The sequence below is a fragment of the Priestia sp. JSM ZJ58 genome, from assembly GCF_044383985.1.
GTDB lineage: Bacteria > Bacillota > Bacilli > Bacillales > Bacillaceae_H > Priestia > Priestia zanthoxyli.
Genome location: NZ_JBISEM010000001.1, coordinates 2228272 through 2247009 on the forward strand (window position 1 = coordinate 2228272; position 18738 = coordinate 2247009).

General features: G+C 35.5%; 20 protein-coding genes. 14 read left to right on the forward strand and 6 right to left on the reverse strand.

Going from position 1 to position 18738, the window contains the following annotated elements; translation table 11 throughout:
• Nucleotides 1-117: 117 nt before the first annotated feature.
• Together ACH6EI_RS11890 and ACH6EI_RS11895 are read left to right on the forward strand one after the other, a co-directional pair.
• Complete coding sequence (locus ACH6EI_RS11890) at nucleotides 118-3324, forward strand: DEAD/DEAH box helicase (RefSeq protein WP_099331047.1); 3207 nt, start codon at nucleotides 118-120, stop codon at nucleotides 3322-3324.
• 17 nt (nucleotides 3325-3341) lie between these two features.
• Nucleotides 3342-3998, forward strand: a complete 657-nt coding sequence (locus ACH6EI_RS11895) for an MtnX-like HAD-IB family phosphatase (RefSeq protein ID WP_099331046.1) — start codon at nucleotides 3342-3344, stop codon at nucleotides 3996-3998.
• Nucleotides 3999-4009: 11 nt separating this feature from the next.
• Here the strand turns inward: ACH6EI_RS11895 and ACH6EI_RS11900 are convergent, their stop codons facing one another.
• Nucleotides 4010-5104: an acetyl-CoA C-acyltransferase gene (locus ACH6EI_RS11900; protein ID WP_098113015.1), complete on the reverse strand. Its 1095-nt coding sequence runs from the start codon at nucleotides 5102-5104 to the stop codon at nucleotides 4010-4012.
• A 14-nt stretch (nucleotides 5105-5118) separates the two neighbouring features.
• Nucleotides 5119-5676, reverse strand: a complete 558-nt coding sequence (locus ACH6EI_RS11905; RefSeq protein WP_098113014.1) for a biotin transporter BioY — start codon at nucleotides 5674-5676, stop codon at nucleotides 5119-5121.
• A 153-nt stretch (nucleotides 5677-5829) separates the two neighbouring features.
• Between ACH6EI_RS11905 and ACH6EI_RS11910 the strand changes: the two genes are divergently transcribed.
• From ACH6EI_RS11910 to ACH6EI_RS11935, 7 genes are all read left to right on the forward strand, one after another.
• A complete protein-coding gene (locus tag ACH6EI_RS11910) occupies nucleotides 5830-7263 on the forward strand; it encodes a class I adenylate-forming enzyme family protein (protein ID WP_108674737.1) in 1434 nt (477 codons plus the stop codon).
• On the forward strand, nucleotides 7250-7708 hold the full coding sequence (locus tag ACH6EI_RS11915) for a GNAT family N-acetyltransferase (protein ID WP_098113012.1): 459 nt from the start codon (nucleotides 7250-7252) through the stop codon (nucleotides 7706-7708). Before ACH6EI_RS11910 ends, ACH6EI_RS11915 begins: the two co-directional genes overlap by 14 nt.
• A 33-nt stretch (nucleotides 7709-7741) precedes the next feature.
• On the forward strand, nucleotides 7742-7888 hold the full coding sequence (locus tag ACH6EI_RS11920) for an HNH/endonuclease VII fold putative polymorphic toxin (protein ID WP_226313327.1): 147 nt from the start codon (nucleotides 7742-7744) through the stop codon (nucleotides 7886-7888).
• Between the two features lie 15 nt (nucleotides 7889-7903).
• Nucleotides 7904-8203, forward strand: a complete 300-nt coding sequence (locus ACH6EI_RS27840) for a YxiF family protein (protein WP_419150228.1) — start codon at nucleotides 7904-7906, stop codon at nucleotides 8201-8203.
• A gap of 377 nt (nucleotides 8204-8580) precedes the next feature.
• Nucleotides 8581-8886: a hypothetical protein gene (locus ACH6EI_RS11925; RefSeq protein WP_099331044.1), complete on the forward strand. Its 306-nt coding sequence runs from the start codon at nucleotides 8581-8583 to the stop codon at nucleotides 8884-8886.
• Between the two features lie 20 nt (nucleotides 8887-8906).
• Nucleotides 8907-9464 (forward strand): hypothetical protein, encoded by a 558-nt coding sequence (locus tag ACH6EI_RS11930; RefSeq protein WP_108674736.1) that lies wholly within the window; start codon nucleotides 8907-8909, stop codon nucleotides 9462-9464.
• 20 nt (nucleotides 9465-9484) lie between these two features.
• Nucleotides 9485-10087, forward strand: a complete 603-nt coding sequence (locus tag ACH6EI_RS11935) for a hypothetical protein (protein WP_099331042.1) — start codon at nucleotides 9485-9487, stop codon at nucleotides 10085-10087.
• Between the two features lie 99 nt (nucleotides 10088-10186).
• On the opposite strand, the gene ACH6EI_RS11940 is transcribed toward ACH6EI_RS11935, so the two are convergent.
• Entirely contained in the window at nucleotides 10187-10798 is a 612-nt protein-coding gene (locus ACH6EI_RS11940) for a hypothetical protein (RefSeq protein WP_099331041.1), read from the reverse strand.
• 172 nt (nucleotides 10799-10970) lie between these two features.
• Between ACH6EI_RS11940 and ACH6EI_RS11945 the strand changes: the two genes are divergently transcribed.
• Together ACH6EI_RS11945 and ACH6EI_RS11950 are read left to right on the forward strand one after the other, a co-directional pair.
• Nucleotides 10971-11387, forward strand: a complete 417-nt coding sequence (locus ACH6EI_RS11945) for a hypothetical protein (RefSeq protein ID WP_099331040.1) — start codon at nucleotides 10971-10973, stop codon at nucleotides 11385-11387.
• Nucleotides 11388-11422: 35 nt separating this feature from the next.
• Nucleotides 11423-11944 (forward strand): GrpB family protein, encoded by a 522-nt coding sequence (locus tag ACH6EI_RS11950; RefSeq protein ID WP_099331039.1) that lies wholly within the window; start codon nucleotides 11423-11425, stop codon nucleotides 11942-11944.
• Between the two features lie 126 nt (nucleotides 11945-12070).
• Here ACH6EI_RS11950 and ACH6EI_RS11955 read toward each other — a convergent pair whose 3' ends face one another.
• The gene (locus ACH6EI_RS11955; protein ID WP_099331038.1) at nucleotides 12071-12523 is read right to left on the reverse strand and encodes a hypothetical protein; all 453 of its coding nucleotides are present in this window, start codon (nucleotides 12521-12523) and stop codon (nucleotides 12071-12073) included.
• Between the two features lie 426 nt (nucleotides 12524-12949).
• Entirely contained in the window at nucleotides 12950-13954 is a 1005-nt protein-coding gene (locus ACH6EI_RS11960) for a DUF3231 family protein (protein WP_099331037.1), read from the reverse strand.
• Between the two features lie 181 nt (nucleotides 13955-14135).
• On the opposite strand from ACH6EI_RS11960, the gene ACH6EI_RS11965 reads away from it, so the two are divergent.
• From ACH6EI_RS11965 to ACH6EI_RS11975, 3 genes are all read left to right on the forward strand, one after another.
• Nucleotides 14136-14540, forward strand: coding sequence for a hypothetical protein (locus ACH6EI_RS11965; protein ID WP_099331036.1), 405 nt, complete (start codon nucleotides 14136-14138; stop codon nucleotides 14538-14540).
• Nucleotides 14541-14799: 259 nt separating this feature from the next.
• Nucleotides 14800-15231, forward strand: a complete 432-nt coding sequence (locus tag ACH6EI_RS11970; RefSeq protein ID WP_028413235.1) for a VOC family protein — start codon at nucleotides 14800-14802, stop codon at nucleotides 15229-15231.
• Nucleotides 15232-15811: 580 nt separating this feature from the next.
• Nucleotides 15812-17434, forward strand: coding sequence for an FAD-dependent monooxygenase (locus ACH6EI_RS11975; protein ID WP_108674735.1), 1623 nt, complete (start codon nucleotides 15812-15814; stop codon nucleotides 17432-17434).
• A gap of 297 nt (nucleotides 17435-17731) precedes the next feature.
• Here ACH6EI_RS11975 and ACH6EI_RS11980 read toward each other — a convergent pair whose 3' ends face one another.
• Nucleotides 17732-18580 (reverse strand): class I SAM-dependent methyltransferase, encoded by an 849-nt coding sequence (locus ACH6EI_RS11980; RefSeq protein WP_108674734.1) that lies wholly within the window; start codon nucleotides 18578-18580, stop codon nucleotides 17732-17734.
• Between the last annotated feature and the right edge of the window lie 158 nt (nucleotides 18581-18738).

Here is an 18738-nt window from a genome sequence, read left to right on the forward strand (position 1 = left end):
ATAATAGAAGAATTGACAAATAATGTTCAACGTTTATGACGTTGGACATTATTTGTTCTGAATAGAAATTAAACAGCAACAGCATTGACTGTTATGCGATTGGAAGATTGTGAAGCGATGATAAATAAAACATTAAACAAAGAACAATTAAAAGATTCGTACTCAAGCAGAACGTACTATAGAGGACACACGTATTACAAGCAGGGGCGTGTGCTTGATTTGGAATACAATGAACAGACCACTACGTGGACAGCATCCGTTCGAGGTGCAGAAATGTATACGGTAATGGTTGAACAAAAAGGAAATTCTTTTTATTCATTCTGCGATTGTCCTGCTTATCACGAGTTTTCAGAATGCAAACACGAAGTAGCTGTTTTATTAACCATTTGCGATGAGCGCGCAAAGCCGCAGCCAATTAAAACAAAGCCTTTTCGCCAAAGCAAAGAATACGAAAATGTAAATCACTTTATCGACTTATTTTCGAGCTATCAGCAAACCATAAGCGACCATAAGAAATATGCAGATAAAGATCCGTTGAAAGTAGAATTTATTTGCAAGTCTTACTCAGAAGAATTTTTACGTTCAGAAGGAATGTACGTAGCGCTTGAAATGAAAGTAGGCGTCGACCGGACGTATGTAGTAAAAAACATTCAAGAATTTTTAACAGACGCTAAAGAATTCCAAACTCACGAATTTACCAAGCGCTTCGAATATGATCCTGCAGAACATTTTTTTATAGAAGAAGATAAGAAAATCATTGAGCTACTGATGGATATTATGACGAATGAATCATTTTATAAAAACTCCTATTCTATGTATCGTTCGTCCGCAAATAACAGAGAACTAATCATTCCATCTATCGTAGCCAAAGAGTTATTTAAACTCCTTAAAGATCGGAACTTTACATTTATTCATGAAGGGCATTCATATGAAAATATTATCTTTGCTGAAAGTTCAGCTCCTTTTTCATTTCAAATAAATAAGCACTCGGCAGCTGGATTTGAGCTAGACTTTACGGAACTTCATCAAGCTTCATTTTTTGATCGATACGGTTGGCTATTTTTAAAAGGGACGTTTTATGAGCTATCTCAAGATCAGCGTATGCTTCTTGAAGGCCTTCGGAAAACGGCTCCTTTGAAGCCAGTCGTACCTATAGCAGAAGAGCAGATGGGCAATTTTTTATCTCACGTCGTTCCGGGACTGAAAAAGGTTGGGAAAGTGGATATCGCAAAAGAAGTATCCCATCAAATTATTGCACCTGAACTAAAAGCAAAAGTATTTATTGACCGTGAGGATGAACAGCTGTTTGTGACGCTTCGGTACAACTACGGAGAGATTTCGATTAATCCATTTTCACCCCAGTCTGAAAAACACGATAAAATTTTGATACGAGATTTAGAAAAAGAAGACCGCGTTATGGACTTAATTGAAACGGCTCCTTTAAATATTTATAAAAACCAGCTGTACTTAAATCAAGACGAATACTCTCTATATGAATTTTTGTTTCATATTGTTCCAAAGCTTGATGAAATAGCGGATGTGTATATTACGGATGAGATGAAAGATTATGCTTATACGGATTTTTCTGCGCCAGTAACAACGGTTGACATTCAAAATAGCAATGGGCTATTAGAAATTAATTTTGATTTAGGAGACATTGATCATCAGACCGTTCAAGATGTTTTAAAATCTGTTTTAGAAAAGAAAAGCTATCATCGTCTAGATAACGGTGCGTTTATTCCTCTTGAAAACGAAGGCTTTGAACATATCCAAAATCTGTTTCGTGAGCTGAACGTAACGGAGAAAGACTTAAAGGATAACTCATTGCAGGTACCTTTATATAGAGGAATGCAAGTGGAAGAGATTATGAGTGCGGGTGATAAATCAGCTGCTAAATTTGGCTCAGCATTTAAAAGGTTACTTACACAGCTTAAATCCCCCGAGGAAATGGATTGGGAAGTACCGGAATCCTTGCAGGCATCACTGCGTGATTATCAGTACAATGGGTTTAAGTGGTTTAAATCGCTGGCTCACTACTCTTTAGGAGGCGTACTGGCTGATGATATGGGGCTTGGAAAAACGCTTCAAAGCATTGCCTATATCTTATCTGAAAAAGAGCTTGATGAAGACAGCAGTGCTTTTTTAATTGTTGTGCCGGCTTCCTTGATTTATAACTGGCGCAACGAATTGGAGAAATTCGCACCGAATTTAACGGTTCAAACCATTACAGGAACGCCGAGTGAGCGTGAGGAGAAGCTAAAACGCACAGCTGACGTATGGATTACATCTTACCCAACGCTGCGTCAAGATATCGATTTGTATCAGCATCTTCATTTTCATGCTTTAATTCTAGATGAGGCTCAGAGTATTAAAAATCATACAACGAAGACAGCAGTAGCTGTTAGGACTATTTCAGCTAAAAAACGTTTTGCGCTTAGCGGTACGCCTATTGAAAACTCACTTGATGAGCTTTGGTCAATTTTCCAGACCATTCTTCCTGGCTTATTTCCAGGGCTTCGCCAGTTTAAAAACATGTCATCGGAGCAGGTCAGCCGAATTGTAAGACCATTTTTACTGCGACGAGTAAAAAAGGATGTGTTAAAAGAACTGCCTGATAAAATTGAAACCACTCATTTATCTGAGCTGACTAAAGAACAAAAAGAGTTGTATGTAGGCTATTTAGAGCAGTTAAAATCATCTTTAGCCGGTGAAGATTTTAATAAAAACCGAATGAAGATCTTGGCGGGATTAACAAGACTTCGCCAGATTTGCTGTCATCCGTCCCTATTCGTTGAAAATTACGAAGGGGATTCAAGCAAATTAGAGCAGCTGCTGGAGATTACAAGAAATGCGGTTGCCAATGGAAAACGCTTGTTAATCTTTTCTCAGTTTACAAGCATGCTTCATATTATTCGAGAAGAGCTTCAAAAAGAAAATCTCTCGTACTTTTATTTAGACGGTCAAACGCCATCAAAAGAACGAGTGGAAATGGCGGATCGGTTTAATAATGGAGAACAAGACATTTTCTTAATTTCATTAAAAGCCGGAGGCACGGGTTTAAATTTAACGGGAGCCGATACGGTTATTTTATATGACTTATGGTGGAACCCCGCGATTGAAGAACAAGCGGCAGGCCGTGCACACCGCATTGGACAAAAAAATGTGGTGCAGGTCATCAAGCTTATTTCTCAAGGAACCATCGAAGAAAAAATTTACGCCTTGCAGCAAAAGAAAAAAGAACTCATTGAACAGGTTATTCAGCCGGGAGAAACAATGCTTTCTAGTTTGACAGAAGAAGAGCTCCGAGAACTGCTTAGTATGTAGCAAAGGATGTGTGAGGAATGAAAAAATGGGCGTTTGTATCAGATTTTGATGGAACGATTTCAAAAAAAGATTTTTACTGGATTGTGATTGAAAAGTATTTTCCAGAAGGTGAAGAGCTTTTCCGCCGGTGGAAAGCAGGAGAAATGAAAGATATTGATTTTTTATCTACTGTTTTTCAATCCATTCACCAAGAAGAACCGAAAATTTTAGAAGAAGTAGCGAATATTCCAATTGATAAATACGTGCCCGCTTTTATTAAAATTGTTCAGGAAAACGGCGGAGATTTTTATATTTTAAGCGCTGGAACAACGTACTATATTAAACCGCTGTTAGATAAATACGGTGTTGAAAAAGTGGAAGTTTATTCGAATGAAGGATATTTCCATCAAAACAACGTTCACTTGCGTCTAGATCCTGCTCACAGATGGCATTCAGAACGATACGGTATTGATAAATCTGCTGTTATTCAAGAACTAAAAGAGGCATACGAAACGATTTATTTTGCTGGAGACAGCGAACCGGATTCACATCCCGCAAAACATGCAGATGTTACCTTTGCGAAAGATTCTTTGCAAGATTTACTGCGCGAACAAAACGTTTCATTTGTTCCGGTTGATACATTTAAAGATATTGAGCAATATTTGATGCAACATAATGTAATAAAAAAGGCATAAAAACAGCGGTATTATTTGATGACTTCAAATAATACCGCTGTTCCTATTCCGCCTCCGCTTCCTAAAGCCGCTATGACATATCGCACGTCACGGCGCTTGCTTTCATAAAAAAGACGCGTAGCTAAAATAGCTCCTGATGCTCCGTAAGGGTGTCCTAGGGTCAATGCTCCTCCGCGAATATTCACTTTTTCTTCTGATATTCCCAGTTCTTGCATGCAAGCGACAACTTTAACAGCAAATGCTTCATTGATTTCAAATAAATCAATATCATCTACCGTAAGAGAATTTCGCTTCAAGATATTTTTAATCGCAGAAACTGGTGCAATAGCAGGGTAAAGAGGTGACACTCCTGAAATATCAGCGTCAATAAAACGCAAAACGGGCTGAAAGCCTAAAGCGCGTGCTTTTTGCTCTTCCATTACAAGCGCAATGCAGGCTCCGTCGTTAATTCCACAGCTGTTGGCTGCGGTGACGGTGCCTTCATTTTTTAAAAAGACGGGGCTGGCTTTTTGCAGCAGCTTTGTTAGGTTTCGTTTTTTCATAAATGCTTCATCGTGCATCACGTTTGGAAGAGGAAGCGTTTCTTCTTCAAACCATCTTTTTTCAAAAGCCTCCCAGCTTCTTTCATGACTTAAAAGAGCATATCTGTCCTGCTGATCTTTAGATATATTGTATCGCTGAGCTACGTTTTCTGCTGCAATTCCCATGTCAGGGTCACCAATTTTATCAGGAGAAAAACGTGCTCGTTTTTCAAATGGAGAAGTACTTGTACTTTCAACGCCTCCAGCTAAATAGCACGTTCCTGCACCTGCTTTTATCAAATAGCTGGCCATTCGAATCGCCTCTAAGCCAGCTCCGCACTGACGATCAATGGTCATTCCCGGGATAGAAAAAGGGAGGTCCGCTTCTAAAGCGGATAACCTGGCTACATTTCCTCCTGGACCTACAACATTTCCTAAAATAACGTCATCAATTTCATGTTCAATTCCAGCGCTAAGCTGTTTTAATAAAGGAGCTGCTAGCTCTTGAACATGAAAATCTTTCAGTAGACCGTTTTCTTTTCCAATGACCGTACGCTTCGCTTTTACAATTGCTGCTTGATAGATAAGTCATCACTTCCTTACATAGAAGCCGTGTTCGAACGGCCAGGTACCGCTACTGCTTTTCGAACTTTTGTAATTAAATACGCCGCGACCACTGCTTTTATACAGTCACCTGGAAGGTAAACGAAGCTTAGCTGAAGGGATTTTAGAAATGGAATGTGAAGCTGCATTGCCTGTATAGGAATGCCACATGCGTATACTAACACAATCCCAAATATCACATTTACGGCAAATGCCTTTGCAACCGTTACATTTCTTAACCTTGATAGTGTCCAGCCAATAAAGAAAGCTGCAAACACATAGCCAATGATATACCCAGCACTCGGACTCAAAAATACGCCAATTCCTCCGCGCCCTCCAGCAAGTAAAGGAACGCCAGCTGCTAGTAAACATAAAAAAAGAAATTGACTTAAAGCTCCTAATCTAGCACCAAGAATTCCTCCCGACAGCATAACACCCATAGGCTGAAGAGTAATTGGAACAGGTGTAAAAGATAAAAAAATAGGAGGGACGAGTCCTAGAGCTCCCATTATAGCCGTGAATAAAGCAACGTACGTCATATCTTTTGTTTTCATCGTAAACCTCCGCTATGTAGGATAAAACATGACTATCGTATCTTATTAAACTTAAATTAGTCAACTTAATTTTTATTAAAGTTTACATTTTTCTTTTCTCAAACCCGTATTTACGGTATACTAAAAGTAAAATAAAAAGGAGCTTACGGAGTAATGAAACGAATTGAAGAACTAGTTTTTAATCAGTGTCAACAAACGCCGGACAGACTCGCACTATCGGATTCTGTTAATAAGCTAAGCTACGGTCAAATGTGGGATCGTGTATGTAAAGCTGAAAAACGGCTGAAAGAAAAAGGGGTGGAAAAAGGAGAGCTCGTTGCTTTAAGCATGCCAAACAATGCAGCAGCTGTTGTGTCATTTTTAGCGATTTTAAAAGCGGGTGGAATTGTGATGCTTTTACATAATGAGCTAACAGATGCTGAAGTAGATACCTATTTTTCTATTCAATCCCCGAATTGGCTATGGAGAACATCTTCTCTAACTAACATAACAAAAGAAAAACCAATCCTGCCTATACGGCAAGTGAATGCACTGTCCAATCTATTTTTATTTGGATTTACCTCTGGATCAACCGGGAGACCGAAAGGATTTGTAAAATCGCATCATTCTTGGTCTTCATCATTTCAAGAATGGTCGGACGTATTTTCTTTACAGAAACATGAAAAAGTACTTATCCCCTTACATATTTCGTATTCCGCGCAGCTTTATCCGGTTTTGCATGCGCTTTGCAGCGGCATGCATGCTATCATGCTAGAAGCGTTTACACCTTCTGCTGTTTTTAACAAGGAAGCTAGCTGTATGTCTATTACACCCGCGTTAATTTCTCCTTTGCTTCGGTACATACAAAGCAGACCGAAAGAAAAACGACTTTTGCCAAAAACCGTGATTTCAGTAGGAAATAAATTATCGCCTTCCGTTCGAAAGAAATTTTCACGAGCGTTTTCTAACTCCTCTCTTTATGAATATTACGGATCTTCTGAAATGGGATTTGTTACGGTACTTTCACCAGATACCGCTGAAACGCTGCCTCATACAGTAGGCTATCCTGTTGACAGTGTAGACGTTTTAATCCTGAACGAACGTGGAAAAGAAGTAGAAAAAGGATACAAAGGAATACTGTTTGTGAAAACAACTCAAGCATTTGAAGGGTTTGTTAAGGACAGCGAAGAAACGAACCGCTCATTTTTTAACGGATATGTTACATCGCATGATATTGCGGTTCAGCTTCCAGACGGAAACATTACCATCGTAGGAAGAGACAAAAATGTAATCAAAAGCAGCGGAAGCTTAGTATATGCTGAAGAAATTGAAGAGCTGCTACTACAAATACCGGGCGTTAGCGAAGCAGCCGTTTTTAGCGTAGCAGATGCTGAACGTTCAGAAGTCGTAGGTGCAGCAATTGTCTTAGAGAACATTTCTCTTTCTGAAGTAAGACAAGCGCTGACACAACGAGTATCTGCTTATAAAATCCCGCGCGTATGGAGAGTTTTAACGTCCTTTCCACGAATGAAAAATGGTAAAATTGACAAAGCAACGATATACAGCTACTTTGCAGAGAAAGAAGGGAAGACATATGATCTCATTTGAACCCGTTACAGCTGACACGATGTATATTGTGTCGGAGATTATCAATTCAAACGAAGCTTATAACGTGTTAGAAAACGGCAAGAAAGAGCGGAGTGAAGAAGAGCTTTTTAAAGAATACATGAATGAAAAAACAGACAGTTATTTTATAAAAGCTGACGATACCTACGTAGGGGTTATTGATTACATGAAACAAAACCCTAACGATGATCATCCGTGGATTGGAGCTTTCATTATTCATAGCGCCTATCACAATTTCAGTTTCGGAACGCAGGCATATTTAGCATTCGAAGACAAGCTAAAAGAAGAAGGAATTTCTGTTCTACGCCTTGGTGTCCTGTCTCAAAATCCTAGAGCCAAGCTGTTTTGGGAGCGCCTTGGTTTTACACAGTATGCCACTAAGCCGCTGCATCATAATCAAGTTAACTGCTTGGAAAAAGAACTGTAAGAAAATCCGTGGATTATATCCGCGGATTTTTTACTGTACTGGAATGCAAATGGAAGAGGTCCGCATTTTCACGTGGTAGATGGGTTAAATCCTTATAAAAAAGGTAGATATGATCAAAGAAGCACCCATTACCCAGAAAATCGTTCAGGATACAAAAAGCGAGGGAAGAACAATAGATAACTATTTAAGAAAAGAATAAAAGTTGAATTAGAAGAATTTCAAAACAAAATAAAGGGTTATCTCAATCAAAAAGTTGTAATTTACAATGGTAGAAAACATGAACAATTGCCTAATTTAATAATTAAATTAAAAGATTTTTATGAAAACTTAGAAAGTGTATTATATTATACAGAAGCTAATAATTCTGAAGCTTATTTCTGGTTCATACTTATAAATGTTGATGAGAAATTTGGCATTTTCATCAGTGAAGATGAGTATGGAATGCACTCAATTTTCTATCAATTTTCTATTGGGGAATTGAATAAAGAAGATTAAATTACAATGTTTAATAAAAACTGTACCTTCGATTATTTTAAATCTAGGTGCAGTTTTTTTGCACTTATTGGTTTCCACATGATTAAGGGTGTTTTGTTCTAACGCACTATCAAGATTCGATTTGAATCCATCATTTTTTTCTAACAAGAACGTTCGCAAAGTTTTATGTGTTTTAGAGAACGTTCGTATAATATCTCAAAACTTAAACTAACGGTGAAAATGATAGATTTTCTATATAAATCAAAAGTTCGCAAAAGTATACTTTTGCGGACTTTTTTATCATGGCTATCCTTATTAAATTTAATTAGAGGATACTTATCTATAAAGCGATATAATTACTTTAGTTGGATAAATTAATTAGAAAGCGAGGGAAGCACATGGGACTTGATATTGAGATGTACGATAAAGAAGATCGGTATCTTGATTTTAAAGAAATTGAGGAGTCATTACATGATGCTCTGTTTCACACAAATAATAACTGGAGAAGTTATTTGTATTTAAGAAAAATTAGAGATTACTATTTGACTAATGTAGAATTTGATCGAGACGAAATTGATAAATTTATAAAGGATTTAGGGAACATAAAAATATTTATCCCTGGAGATTATCATCCGGCATTGAGCGAATTAATAAAAATATTGAGTAATCATGAAATCCAAAAAATATCTATAGTAGGAGACTAAAAGAAAATTGGAGGTAATCTATGAAAAATTGGGAACTGAAAGATACCGATCAGTTGGAAAAAGAATCTGATTGGAACGCAGCAAGGAATAAGTTATATCATAATTGGAAAGAAAATCCTCAGGACTTAAAGGTTTTTCTCAAACTTAGCTTTTTGTGTTGGTATTTAGTTGTAGAATGGGGCGTAGAAAACACGAGTAAAGTACAAGAAAGTGATTATGATGACTATGAAGAATTGCTGCAGGAACTTTATCATTATGGAATCATCCATTTTAAAGAAGATGCATTTTTTAATGTTGTTTTTGGTTTTATGATTGAGTTGTTTCCAGAATACTTTGGAGAAGATTATGATAAAACGAAAGAGTTCGGTGACTCACTGATTAATAAATCCTTCAATTTGAACAAAGAAGATCCATTTATAGAGCTTATTTACCTTTCCGGACGAACTCCATCCAGAAATCCGGCTTATAGTAACGCAGTAGAAAAGCATTTTACCACTGTTAAGAATATGCTTAAAGGGACGGGTGTTTTTCAAGAATATTTTAGCTACATGCTGCTACCTAATGGAAATCAGCTTTAGCATCTAATTGAGGAGAAATTATGAAACCAAAAGACTTACTTAATTTTTATATTAAAACTGATCTCCTTCCTCTCTTAGAGCCTTTAGGCTTCAAATATGCCAAAAGCACACTTAAATTCTCTAGAAAGACAGGGCCTTTCAGTTTAAGTTTATCTTTTTGTATTAGTCAGTATAGCTCCCAAGATGAATGCATTTTTTGGACTATGTGGGATGTATCGTCAAATGAATATGGGAAATGGTATGAGCAAACTTGGGGTACTCAGTTAGCTAATAATGTAGTTGTTGCCAGCGCAGATTGGAATATTCCTAATTGGTTAGAAGGTAATGAAGAACATTTTACACTTTACAATAAAAAGTCAGATAAAAAAGAGTTTAGTAAATTTGTTCAAAATGTAATAAATATAGGTATTCCTCATTATGAACAGATTATAGATTGGAATACAGCAGCTGAGATGGCTTTGAATGAGGAAGATGTATTTTATGAAAGAGTATGTGATTTTTATCTAATGGCTAATGAGAAAAAGAAAGCGAAAGATGTTCTTACATATGGTCTCGAACGTGCCACCGATGAAAATTATGAAGATTTAAAGCAAAGAATGGACAAGTATTTTAAAGAGAATTGAGATTAAAGAAAAGGAACGCTCATCATAGAGTGTTCCTTTTCTTGTATCAATAACGCACATTATGTGAACTAAAGTTGTAGAGCTTATAAAATATAAGGATCACTCTTCATATTCAACCTCTGTCCCTTTAGTATTCTCCGGAAAGGAGCTAATAATTGAATTAGTTGAAGAAAATAGATTGTCATTAGATAGCGAAATAACAGATGCACCATCGTAAAAAATCCAAAACATTGTGCAATCTTTTCGTAATGTAATAATAGGCATTTGAACTTTTCTTCTTCCAAATAAGGTTTTCATATCTCTTTTTTCAAAGCTAAATAAATCTTCTGAAAGAGACCAAGCAGCAAAGCAATTCATACTTCCTTGGCTATATAAAAAAGGCATAACGACTTCAAATTGTTTATAATCTTCAATTTTAGCCTTAATAAAAGTCTCCCTGTCTACTTTTAGTTTTACATATTCAATATTAGCAGATGAAAATATATCACCTATTTCTTCTGCATCATAGCTTATATATGTAAAAAGTGTATATATAGGAAACTTGTTTAACTCTTTCATCCAGTTATTAAAAAAGGTTTCTATATCTACATCATGACCTTCATACTCTACAATGTAAGATGTATTCCCATCTATTCCAAAGGGAAACAAACCACCGCCTGAGGGAATATCACTTATGTAGCTTTTGGAAAGGAACCCTACTTCAATATCCATTATATATTCTCCTTCAATGCCTAAAGTGTATTTTAAGTACAATTATAGTCGATATGTAAATAAGTTCCTATAAGCAGTTTTCTTTTAGCTAAAGTTGCTTAGCAATATAGGAGTTTTCTTTTATCTGAAGAAATAAGAATTTATGTAATTGCGGCTACAGGGAGGCAAATAAATGAACAGAACACAAGAACAGCTAATTGTTCAGGCTTTTTTTAAAAAACGAATACAGGAAAGAGTCCTACATGAATTGGCTTCTCCAAAGAAGCGTCTAGATGCTCTAAGCCGACTTTGTCATAACTATAGTACTACTCTAAGAAAGAAATACTTAATCGAAGTTCCAAAAGCTAACTTTCATAAAGAAGATTTAGAAACCTTATTGAGGAAATATGGACCTATTAAGCAGTGTTATGTGATTTCCTGGGATGAAGATATAGATGGCAAAGATATGCCACTATCATCTGCTCTGGAGCATATAGTAGGTCTTGGTATGCCTTCGATCATTTCCTGTATTCCAGGAAAGCTTGCATACTTTGAGTCCGAACAAGGGTATGGTGCACCGCCTAGATATGTCTTAAAAAGAAATGCTTAGGTAATTTATCTTTCTGGTACTAAGGGGGAAGTACAATGTTAGGACTCGAACGTGGTTTAGTAAAGCTTGAACCTTATAATGATAAATGGAGTAAGTTATTTGACGAAGAGAGGGAAATGTTATCTTCTCGACTAAAGAAAATTATTATCGCCATTGAACATGTAGGAAGTACGTCTATTGAGGGCCTCTCTGCTAAACCAATTATTGATATTGCAATTGGTGTTAGCTCTTTGGATGTAATTATAAAATTAAAAGAAAAAATAAAGGCACTTGGGTATGTTGAAGTACCAGTGAGTATGGATGGTAAACGTGTTTTTGCAAGGTACAAAGAAAAGAAAATCACTCATTTTTTACATGTAATGATCTATAATCAGAATTTATGGATAGATCAAATTTCTTTTAGAGATTATTTACGATCAGATCCTAATGCAAAGATAGCGTATATAAAAATAAAGGAAGAACTTGCAAACAAATACCCGAATGATGTTGTTTCATATACGAATAAGAAAAAGAAGTTTGTTGATGACATACTAAAAAGAGCGAAGGAATTGCAATGAAGAAAATTAATTCTATTAGAATTGATCCAACAATAAAAAGGCTGTTATCTTATCTTAAGAAGTAATTTATAAAAAAGACCGTTCATAATTTTATAAATTATGAACGGTCTTTGACTTGCTGATTAATCAATCTTGACTAAACGTAAATCGTTCTTGATAGTTTCTATCGCTGCCTTTTTCTTTCCATGTGATCACTACTTCTAGCTCTTTGGCCTTTTCAGAAAGTGGAAAATTCGCAAATTGGAAAGGATATTCGGCATTTTTACTTAGGGTTTCTCTTTCTGTATTCACAATTCCGTATTTGGTAGTCGTGTTTTCTTCATCTCTAAAAAGTTCAACTTTCACATCAGTTGCATCATTTTTAGTATTTTGAATGGTTAATCCATAAGTTTGATAAACACCTTTTTTAGGTTTCATATCTTCTGGATGACTGTCTTTTACTTTATCGATTTCGACCGTCCATTGGCCTGATTTTTGAGTGGTAGGGAGTTGATCAAACGTTAGTGCATTTGCTTTTATTGTAGTACTGAAAGCGAAAACCATAAGAGCAAATGAAAACAACAATAAAGACTTTCTCATAGCTATTCCTCCAATTAAGTTTAGTTCAACTTATTTTCCCCTTGATTCAAGGAAATATGAGGATAAATTTAACACGTTGTTTTGGTTATCTTTTAAAATCTTCGGACTCCCTAATACGATGAAAAAGATACAAGGTTTTATACAAAAATACGGCGTTCAGTTTTTCCTAAAACTTTGTTAAATCAACGATGTATAAAATCATGTATAAACGAGAAAAAGAAAAAGCAAAAAAGCCCTTGTGCGCCAAGGACTCGTTTTTATGATGTCTTCCTGAAAGAGTGATTATGTTAACTAAATATGTATATGATATACATCAAGAAAACAAAAAAGAAAGCTGCCAGGGAGGACAGCTTTCTTTCTGATAAGGTTGCAGTGGAAGACGCCGTTGAAACATCTTGAGTAGTTTGCTCAAAATATTAGATTTTATTATTTTTCTTTTGCTATTTCTTTTCTATTAGGAGCAAGTGGTGGCTGTTCTAACCATTTATTTTTCACCATAATATCAAACCATTTTTTTGTTACCATTAAATTCTTTAGAATAACCTTTTCATAAGCAGCTACAAGATCTGTTCGCATGGCTGATGCTAAACCTGTTCCGTGATATGCTTGTGCAGCTTGGAATAAGAAACCAATATGATACATCATTAATTTATCAGAAAAAGGAGAGTCTGTTGAAGTTGTTACTTCTGTCTCCCACGATTTAGGAACTGGTAAATTATCTGCGTGCATGATTTTTGAAAAGGCTTGTATTTGATCATCAGCTGCTTTCTCCGAATCCTCTAAAAATTTTCTTACTTCTTTTGATTGAGAGACCTGGCTAAATCCAATAGAAAGAGTTTTAGCCATAATGCTTTTTTTAAGGTTGAAAGAAATACTTATGATTTCTAATGCCGTTAACCGTCTGCCTTTCCCGAAAAACCCATCCGTAAAATCCTGGCTAGAAATATATTCAGGGTTCGTAGCAGGATAAAAATAAGGGTCCCTCTGAAACTCCCCTTTTTCAAGTAATAATTCAATCGTTTGATGATACATCCTTTTAGCATCATTATCACATGAATCGTAGAAGTGGCGTAAGTCTTCTCTGACAGAAACACCTAATGAGGTTGTATGTCCTAGCAAGCCATGTAACGTCATGATATGTAAATAATTTAAGCAGAATATGTCCGTGAACAATCTCTTGGTACCTTTATTAAGGTCAGACTCAGTAAATCCAATTGGAACCGGAAACCCTTCGCTTTCTATAAAAGCTACAATTTGTTTTTTTTGTTTTGCGAAGGTCTGGATAGCATCTTCAAAAATGGTCTTTATTGACTCATCCTCAATAATAGAGAGCATATATCGATTTACTACATCCGTCATTGTTCCGTTTACATACTCTCCCCATAGTGTCCCTATTTCGGAAGATGTGAGTTTTAACTTATTCTTATCCACATTATCACCTCTTGGATAATATTCACTAAATTATTAATACATATGAATTTTTTCTTAACAAAAAAGGGTTTCAGTACGTAATTTCCGATAATTTACATTATGTTAACTTAAATAGCTTATTATAATAGCTTATTATATATGTGAGCTACAAAGATATTTTATTAAAAAGGAGATCCTTAAAGTGTTAAATATTAAGAACTTTCATTTGTTAAATAATCTTTCTCCAGAATTTTCGTTTTTAGATATGAAATACATTATAGAAGTAAGGTATTTTATAGAGTATAGTAACAGTTTTCTGTTTGATGAAGAGAATCAGACCAATTTACATATAATTTTTCTTTTACAACCTAAAGGTGCTCATGATTTTTATGAAATTAGTATGAATTTTTATGGAGTGGAGAATTTTGAACTATTTGCAAATGGTGGAGCTATACAACTATCTATACTACAAATATTAGATCTTCGTGATAGGAGTTGGGAAAATATTAGATTTCAAGTGCGTGATGTAGAAAATCGAGATATCGATTTTTATTGTAACAGTATTGAAGTTTTAGATGTTAAGGAATCACCAATTATTGATAACTAATGTTTTAATATTTATTTAGGTGTCATTTCTACCGATAAATGGTTTTATGGTAACTAGATTTGTATATGGTGTACATAGAAATCTACGTTTTCAGATGTACGTGTATCTTTTTTCTTAATAAACTAACGCTGCAGGATAACCCAATGAATTTGTTGTATAGATATGTAGTGAGAGTTATGACTAAATCAAACGTGAGTTCTTTTTTCATCTAACTGTGATTTAGTAAAGTCTAACTAAAATTTTAAAAGAGGTGTTTTTAATGGTTTTAGGAATTTATCCTTATTTAGTTATGAACGGTAATGGACAAGAAGCTGTTAAATTTTACGAAAAAGCATTAGATGCAAAAGTTATTGGAGTTCAAACGTTCGGAGAAATGCCTGGAAATCCAGAATTCCCTACTCCTATAGAAGCAATAGACCGTGTAATGAATGCGCACTTAAAAGTTGGTGATAATGATTTGATGCTTTCTGATACATTCCCGGGTCAACCATACCAAATTGGATCACAAATAACGGTAGCTATCACTATAGACAGTGTAGAAAAATCAAAAGAAGTATTTGAAAAACTGAAAGAAGGTGGTCAAGTAGGAATGCCACTTCAAGAAACTTTTTGGAGCCCATCATATGGCCAAGTAACAGATAAATTCGGTGTTACTTGGCAAATTTCCACACAACCTGCTGATAATGAGTAATCAATGAAAAGCTGTTATTCTTATTATCTCAAGAATTCTTCTCCTGCAAGCTTTTCTTGGTTGGGTTCCTGAATGTGTTTTATATTAACTAAGGATGTGCATCACATACATTTAAAGAAGAAAAACCCACCTAATTTGAGAGGTGGATTTTTCTTTTAGTTAAATATTAAGGGTGTAATTGCTTGTTACTTACATATCATTTAATATTTTTGTAGGCATTTATTATAACCTATCAAATCATTTTGAGAAAGCAAAAAATGAAAACGATTACTTTTATATTTCCTACCGATAAAATCCATTATGAGAACTTAACATGTATAAAATAGAAGGACACAGACAGTAAGATAATACAGAATAGAACACATGTATAAAGTCAGGAAGTGTTTGTTGTTTCCATTAACATTAGTGAATATTCTTTTAAAAGTTATAGAAAAAAACGCCCCTTATTTGGGGCGTACTCTATTATCATTATAAAACATAACCTAAAAACAGTCTACAATTTCATTTTTTTTAGGTTATAGTTTGATTACTGAATTCAGTAAGACCCATGGGTACATTTAAATTTGAAAGGAAAATTTCTATGATACACAAACATGTTCCTGTTTTAATAGTAGGTGGTGGTCTTAGTGGACTTACCTCTGCTCTCTTTTTGGCACGTCATAACGTTGATTATTTACTGATTGAAAAACACACTGGTACAGCTATCCATCCAAAAGCTGGAGGGATTACATTTCGTACGATGGAAATATTTCGACAACTTGGATTGGAGGCAGCTATCCGGACTGCTAGCAAACCATTAGATAATATTCGTGGAAGGATTGCTGTAGAGACAATCAAAAGCATAGACCCTGAGAAATTAGAAACTGCGGAGAATTCCCAAAAATCTCTTGAAAAAGAGAGAATAGAAAATTTTGAAAAGGTGAGCCCTTCAAAGCCAGCATCTTGTTATCAAATTGAACTAGAACCTATCCTTCTTCAAGCTGCTAAAGAGGGAAAAGGGCATATACGCTATAATACTGAACTTATAGAGTATCAACAAGACGATTTAGGAGTTACAGCAACTATAATAAATAGAGAGACAGGAACGAAAGAAAAAATTCGAAGTGATTATTTAATTGCGGCAGATGGTGCTAAAAGCACAATTCGTCAACATACAAAAATTCCAACTACAGGAAGAGGAGTGATCGGCGGACATTATATCAACATCTATTTTCAGGCTGATCTAAGTCGCTTTCTGAAACCTAGCCAGTTTGGCTGGATTCAAATCCTAAATCCAGAAGTATTTGGTGCGCTCATCACTGTTAACAATCGTGATGAATGGATTTATCATGTGGCCTATAATCCCTCAACTGGAGAAAGTCCAGAAGATTTTTCTGAAGAGCGATGCTGTGAGATTTTAAAAAAAGCTATAGGAGTTTCAAATCTTGATATTGTCATCTTCAGTATTTTACCTTGGGCAGCTGCAGAACAGACAGCCACTCGTTTTCAAGATAGTCGAGTCTTTCTAATTGGAGACGCAGCTCATCTTATGCCACCTACCGGAGGATTTGGTTCGAATACAGGTATTCAAGATGCTCATAATTTAGCTTGGAAACTTGCTGCAGTGATACACAAACAAGCTCATCCACGATTGCTCCAAACTTATCATAATGAAAGACCCTATGCTGCAGAAGTAACAACGAAATATGCCAGTGATTTGTTATTTAATGTTATAAAGAAAGGTGTAAGCACCCTCAATAGTATGGACCATACTGCAGTTACTGTAGGGTATAAATATAACTCAACAGCAATTATCAAGGAAAACTCCGATACACTGCATAGAATGGATCAATTAGAACTAAACGGAAGGCCAGGTACTCGTGCTCCACATATGTGGTTGAAGTACCAAGGTAAGCGTATATCTACCTTAGATCTAATAGGTGAAAATTTCGTCTTATTTACGGGAAAAGATAATAGCCTTTGGCGCACTGCTACCCGGAATGTATCTTCTCACTTAGGTGTTCCTATTAATGTTTATGGGATCGGTTTACAAGGAGATTGTGTTGAGTGTGAGGATGAGGATAGCTGGGAAGCAGTGTACGATGTTACCTCTCAAGGAGCTGTATTAATAAGACCAGATGGTTTTGTAGCATGGCGTACAAAAGAGGGCGAATCAAATCCTCATCTAACTCTTAAGCAGGTCATGACTAGCGTACTATGGTAAATAAACTAATACGCATGCTCCTGACTTAAGATTAGTTAAAAATTAAAGAATATAACACCTCAAAAGGCATACGTGTTAAAACGTATGCCCTGTGAGTGAGCTTTCATAAAAATTACAAAATATCAATATCAGATATTGCAGACAGATAATACATTGTATCTCTTATCTTTTGATCAACTGTTATATTAACTAGATATTAAATTTAAAAGTATTTACCTTTATTATTTACTCTTATCGACGGCAAATTAGCAATTTTTCTATAAAGTATTACACTTCTAAATTAAAGAATATGAAAGTTTATTCAACTACAGCTAGTGCAAAGTACACGTTTTTATGCGCCTTTAAGCTCACATTTAATCCTGTCATATATCGTTTCTCAATATCCGTCGGGCTTAAATTCTCAAGCAAATTCAATCCGAGTTCTGCCATTTCTTGCTTCATACTAGCTGGATCAAAACCTGTTTTCATTGACTCTCCTATCTTATTCATCATTTTTTCTTTCTTTTTCAAATCAGTGGAAGTAGTTTCCTCATCAAATTCATCTACACTGAAGTAATCAAATACAATCATGCTCCCAGAGGGAGTTACTTTAGGTATATTAGCTAGTGTTTTATATACTTCTTTTTTGGATAAATACATTGTAACTCCTTGCCAGCTAAAAAAACTTTTGGATAAGGCAGAATAGTTTAGTGATGAATTGAGTTTATTTACTATATCCTCCCGAGTGAAGTCAATAGAAATGTAATGTAGGTTTTCTGGATGACCCCAACCCACCTTATCGACACGTTGACGTTTAAAGCTTTGCGTCGCAGGATGATCTAGTTCAAATACATTAAGACTCTTTAACAAATCAGGATATCTAAATGCAAAAGTATCTAAGCCAGCACCCAAGATTACATACTGTTCTACACCAGTTTCAATCGCCTTCATAAAACAATCTTCTGTGTATCGAGAACGGGTGATAGAGGCTGTAGAATTCATTAAGGCTTCTTTTGGCATAATCTTCTCTATTAATTTTTTTTGTTCTTCAGGAACTAGTTCATATGCCAAAAAGTCATTGAAAATTTTGTGGTTTGCATATTTTGAGTGAATACCTCGAATATAAGCTGTCATCATCGCGGTAAAACTGATTTGGTTTTCTTTCATCTATGAATCTCCTTTTGCAATTACATTTGATTTTAACATTCAAATACTGTTTTACCTTTAAAGGGTTATTCCAGAAAATGGACCGTTTGTGGCATAACCTTATATCACTTTTACTATAGGAAACCCCTTCAGATGTAGGATTTAATACAATCTGGTCA

What these genes read in the sequence shown, in the direction of transcription:
- ACH6EI_RS11950 (WP_099331039.1), top strand. Translation starts at nt 11,423, where the DNA reads ATGTTAGGACTCGAACGTGGTTTAGTAAAGCTTGAACCTTATAATGAT.
- ACH6EI_RS11905 (WP_098113014.1), bottom strand. Translation starts at nt 5,676, where the DNA reads ATGAAAACAAAAGATATGACGTACGTTGCTTTATTCACGGCTATAATG.
- ACH6EI_RS11955 (WP_099331038.1), bottom strand. Translation starts at nt 12,523, where the DNA reads ATGAGAAAGTCTTTATTGTTGTTTTCATTTGCTCTTATGGTTTTCGCT.
- ACH6EI_RS11935 (WP_099331042.1), top strand. Translation starts at nt 9,485, where the DNA reads ATGAAACCAAAAGACTTACTTAATTTTTATATTAAAACTGATCTCCTT.
- ACH6EI_RS11975 (WP_108674735.1), top strand. Translation starts at nt 15,812, where the DNA reads ATGATACACAAACATGTTCCTGTTTTAATAGTAGGTGGTGGTCTTAGT.
- ACH6EI_RS11970 (WP_028413235.1), top strand. Translation starts at nt 14,800, where the DNA reads ATGGTTTTAGGAATTTATCCTTATTTAGTTATGAACGGTAATGGACAA.
- ACH6EI_RS11925 (WP_099331044.1), top strand. Translation starts at nt 8,581, where the DNA reads ATGGGACTTGATATTGAGATGTACGATAAAGAAGATCGGTATCTTGAT.
- ACH6EI_RS11895 (WP_099331046.1), top strand. Translation starts at nt 3,342, where the DNA reads ATGAAAAAATGGGCGTTTGTATCAGATTTTGATGGAACGATTTCAAAA.
- ACH6EI_RS11910 (WP_108674737.1), top strand. Translation starts at nt 5,830, where the DNA reads ATGAAACGAATTGAAGAACTAGTTTTTAATCAGTGTCAACAAACGCCG.
- ACH6EI_RS11915 (WP_098113012.1), top strand. Translation starts at nt 7,250, where the DNA reads ATGATCTCATTTGAACCCGTTACAGCTGACACGATGTATATTGTGTCG.
- ACH6EI_RS11890 (WP_099331047.1), top strand. Translation starts at nt 118, where the DNA reads ATGATAAATAAAACATTAAACAAAGAACAATTAAAAGATTCGTACTCA.
- ACH6EI_RS11940 (WP_099331041.1), bottom strand. Translation starts at nt 10,798, where the DNA reads ATGGATATTGAAGTAGGGTTCCTTTCCAAAAGCTACATAAGTGATATT.
- ACH6EI_RS11945 (WP_099331040.1), top strand. Translation starts at nt 10,971, where the DNA reads ATGAACAGAACACAAGAACAGCTAATTGTTCAGGCTTTTTTTAAAAAA.
- ACH6EI_RS11930 (WP_108674736.1), top strand. Translation starts at nt 8,907, where the DNA reads ATGAAAAATTGGGAACTGAAAGATACCGATCAGTTGGAAAAAGAATCT.
- ACH6EI_RS11980 (WP_108674734.1), bottom strand. Translation starts at nt 18,580, where the DNA reads ATGAAAGAAAACCAAATCAGTTTTACCGCGATGATGACAGCTTATATT.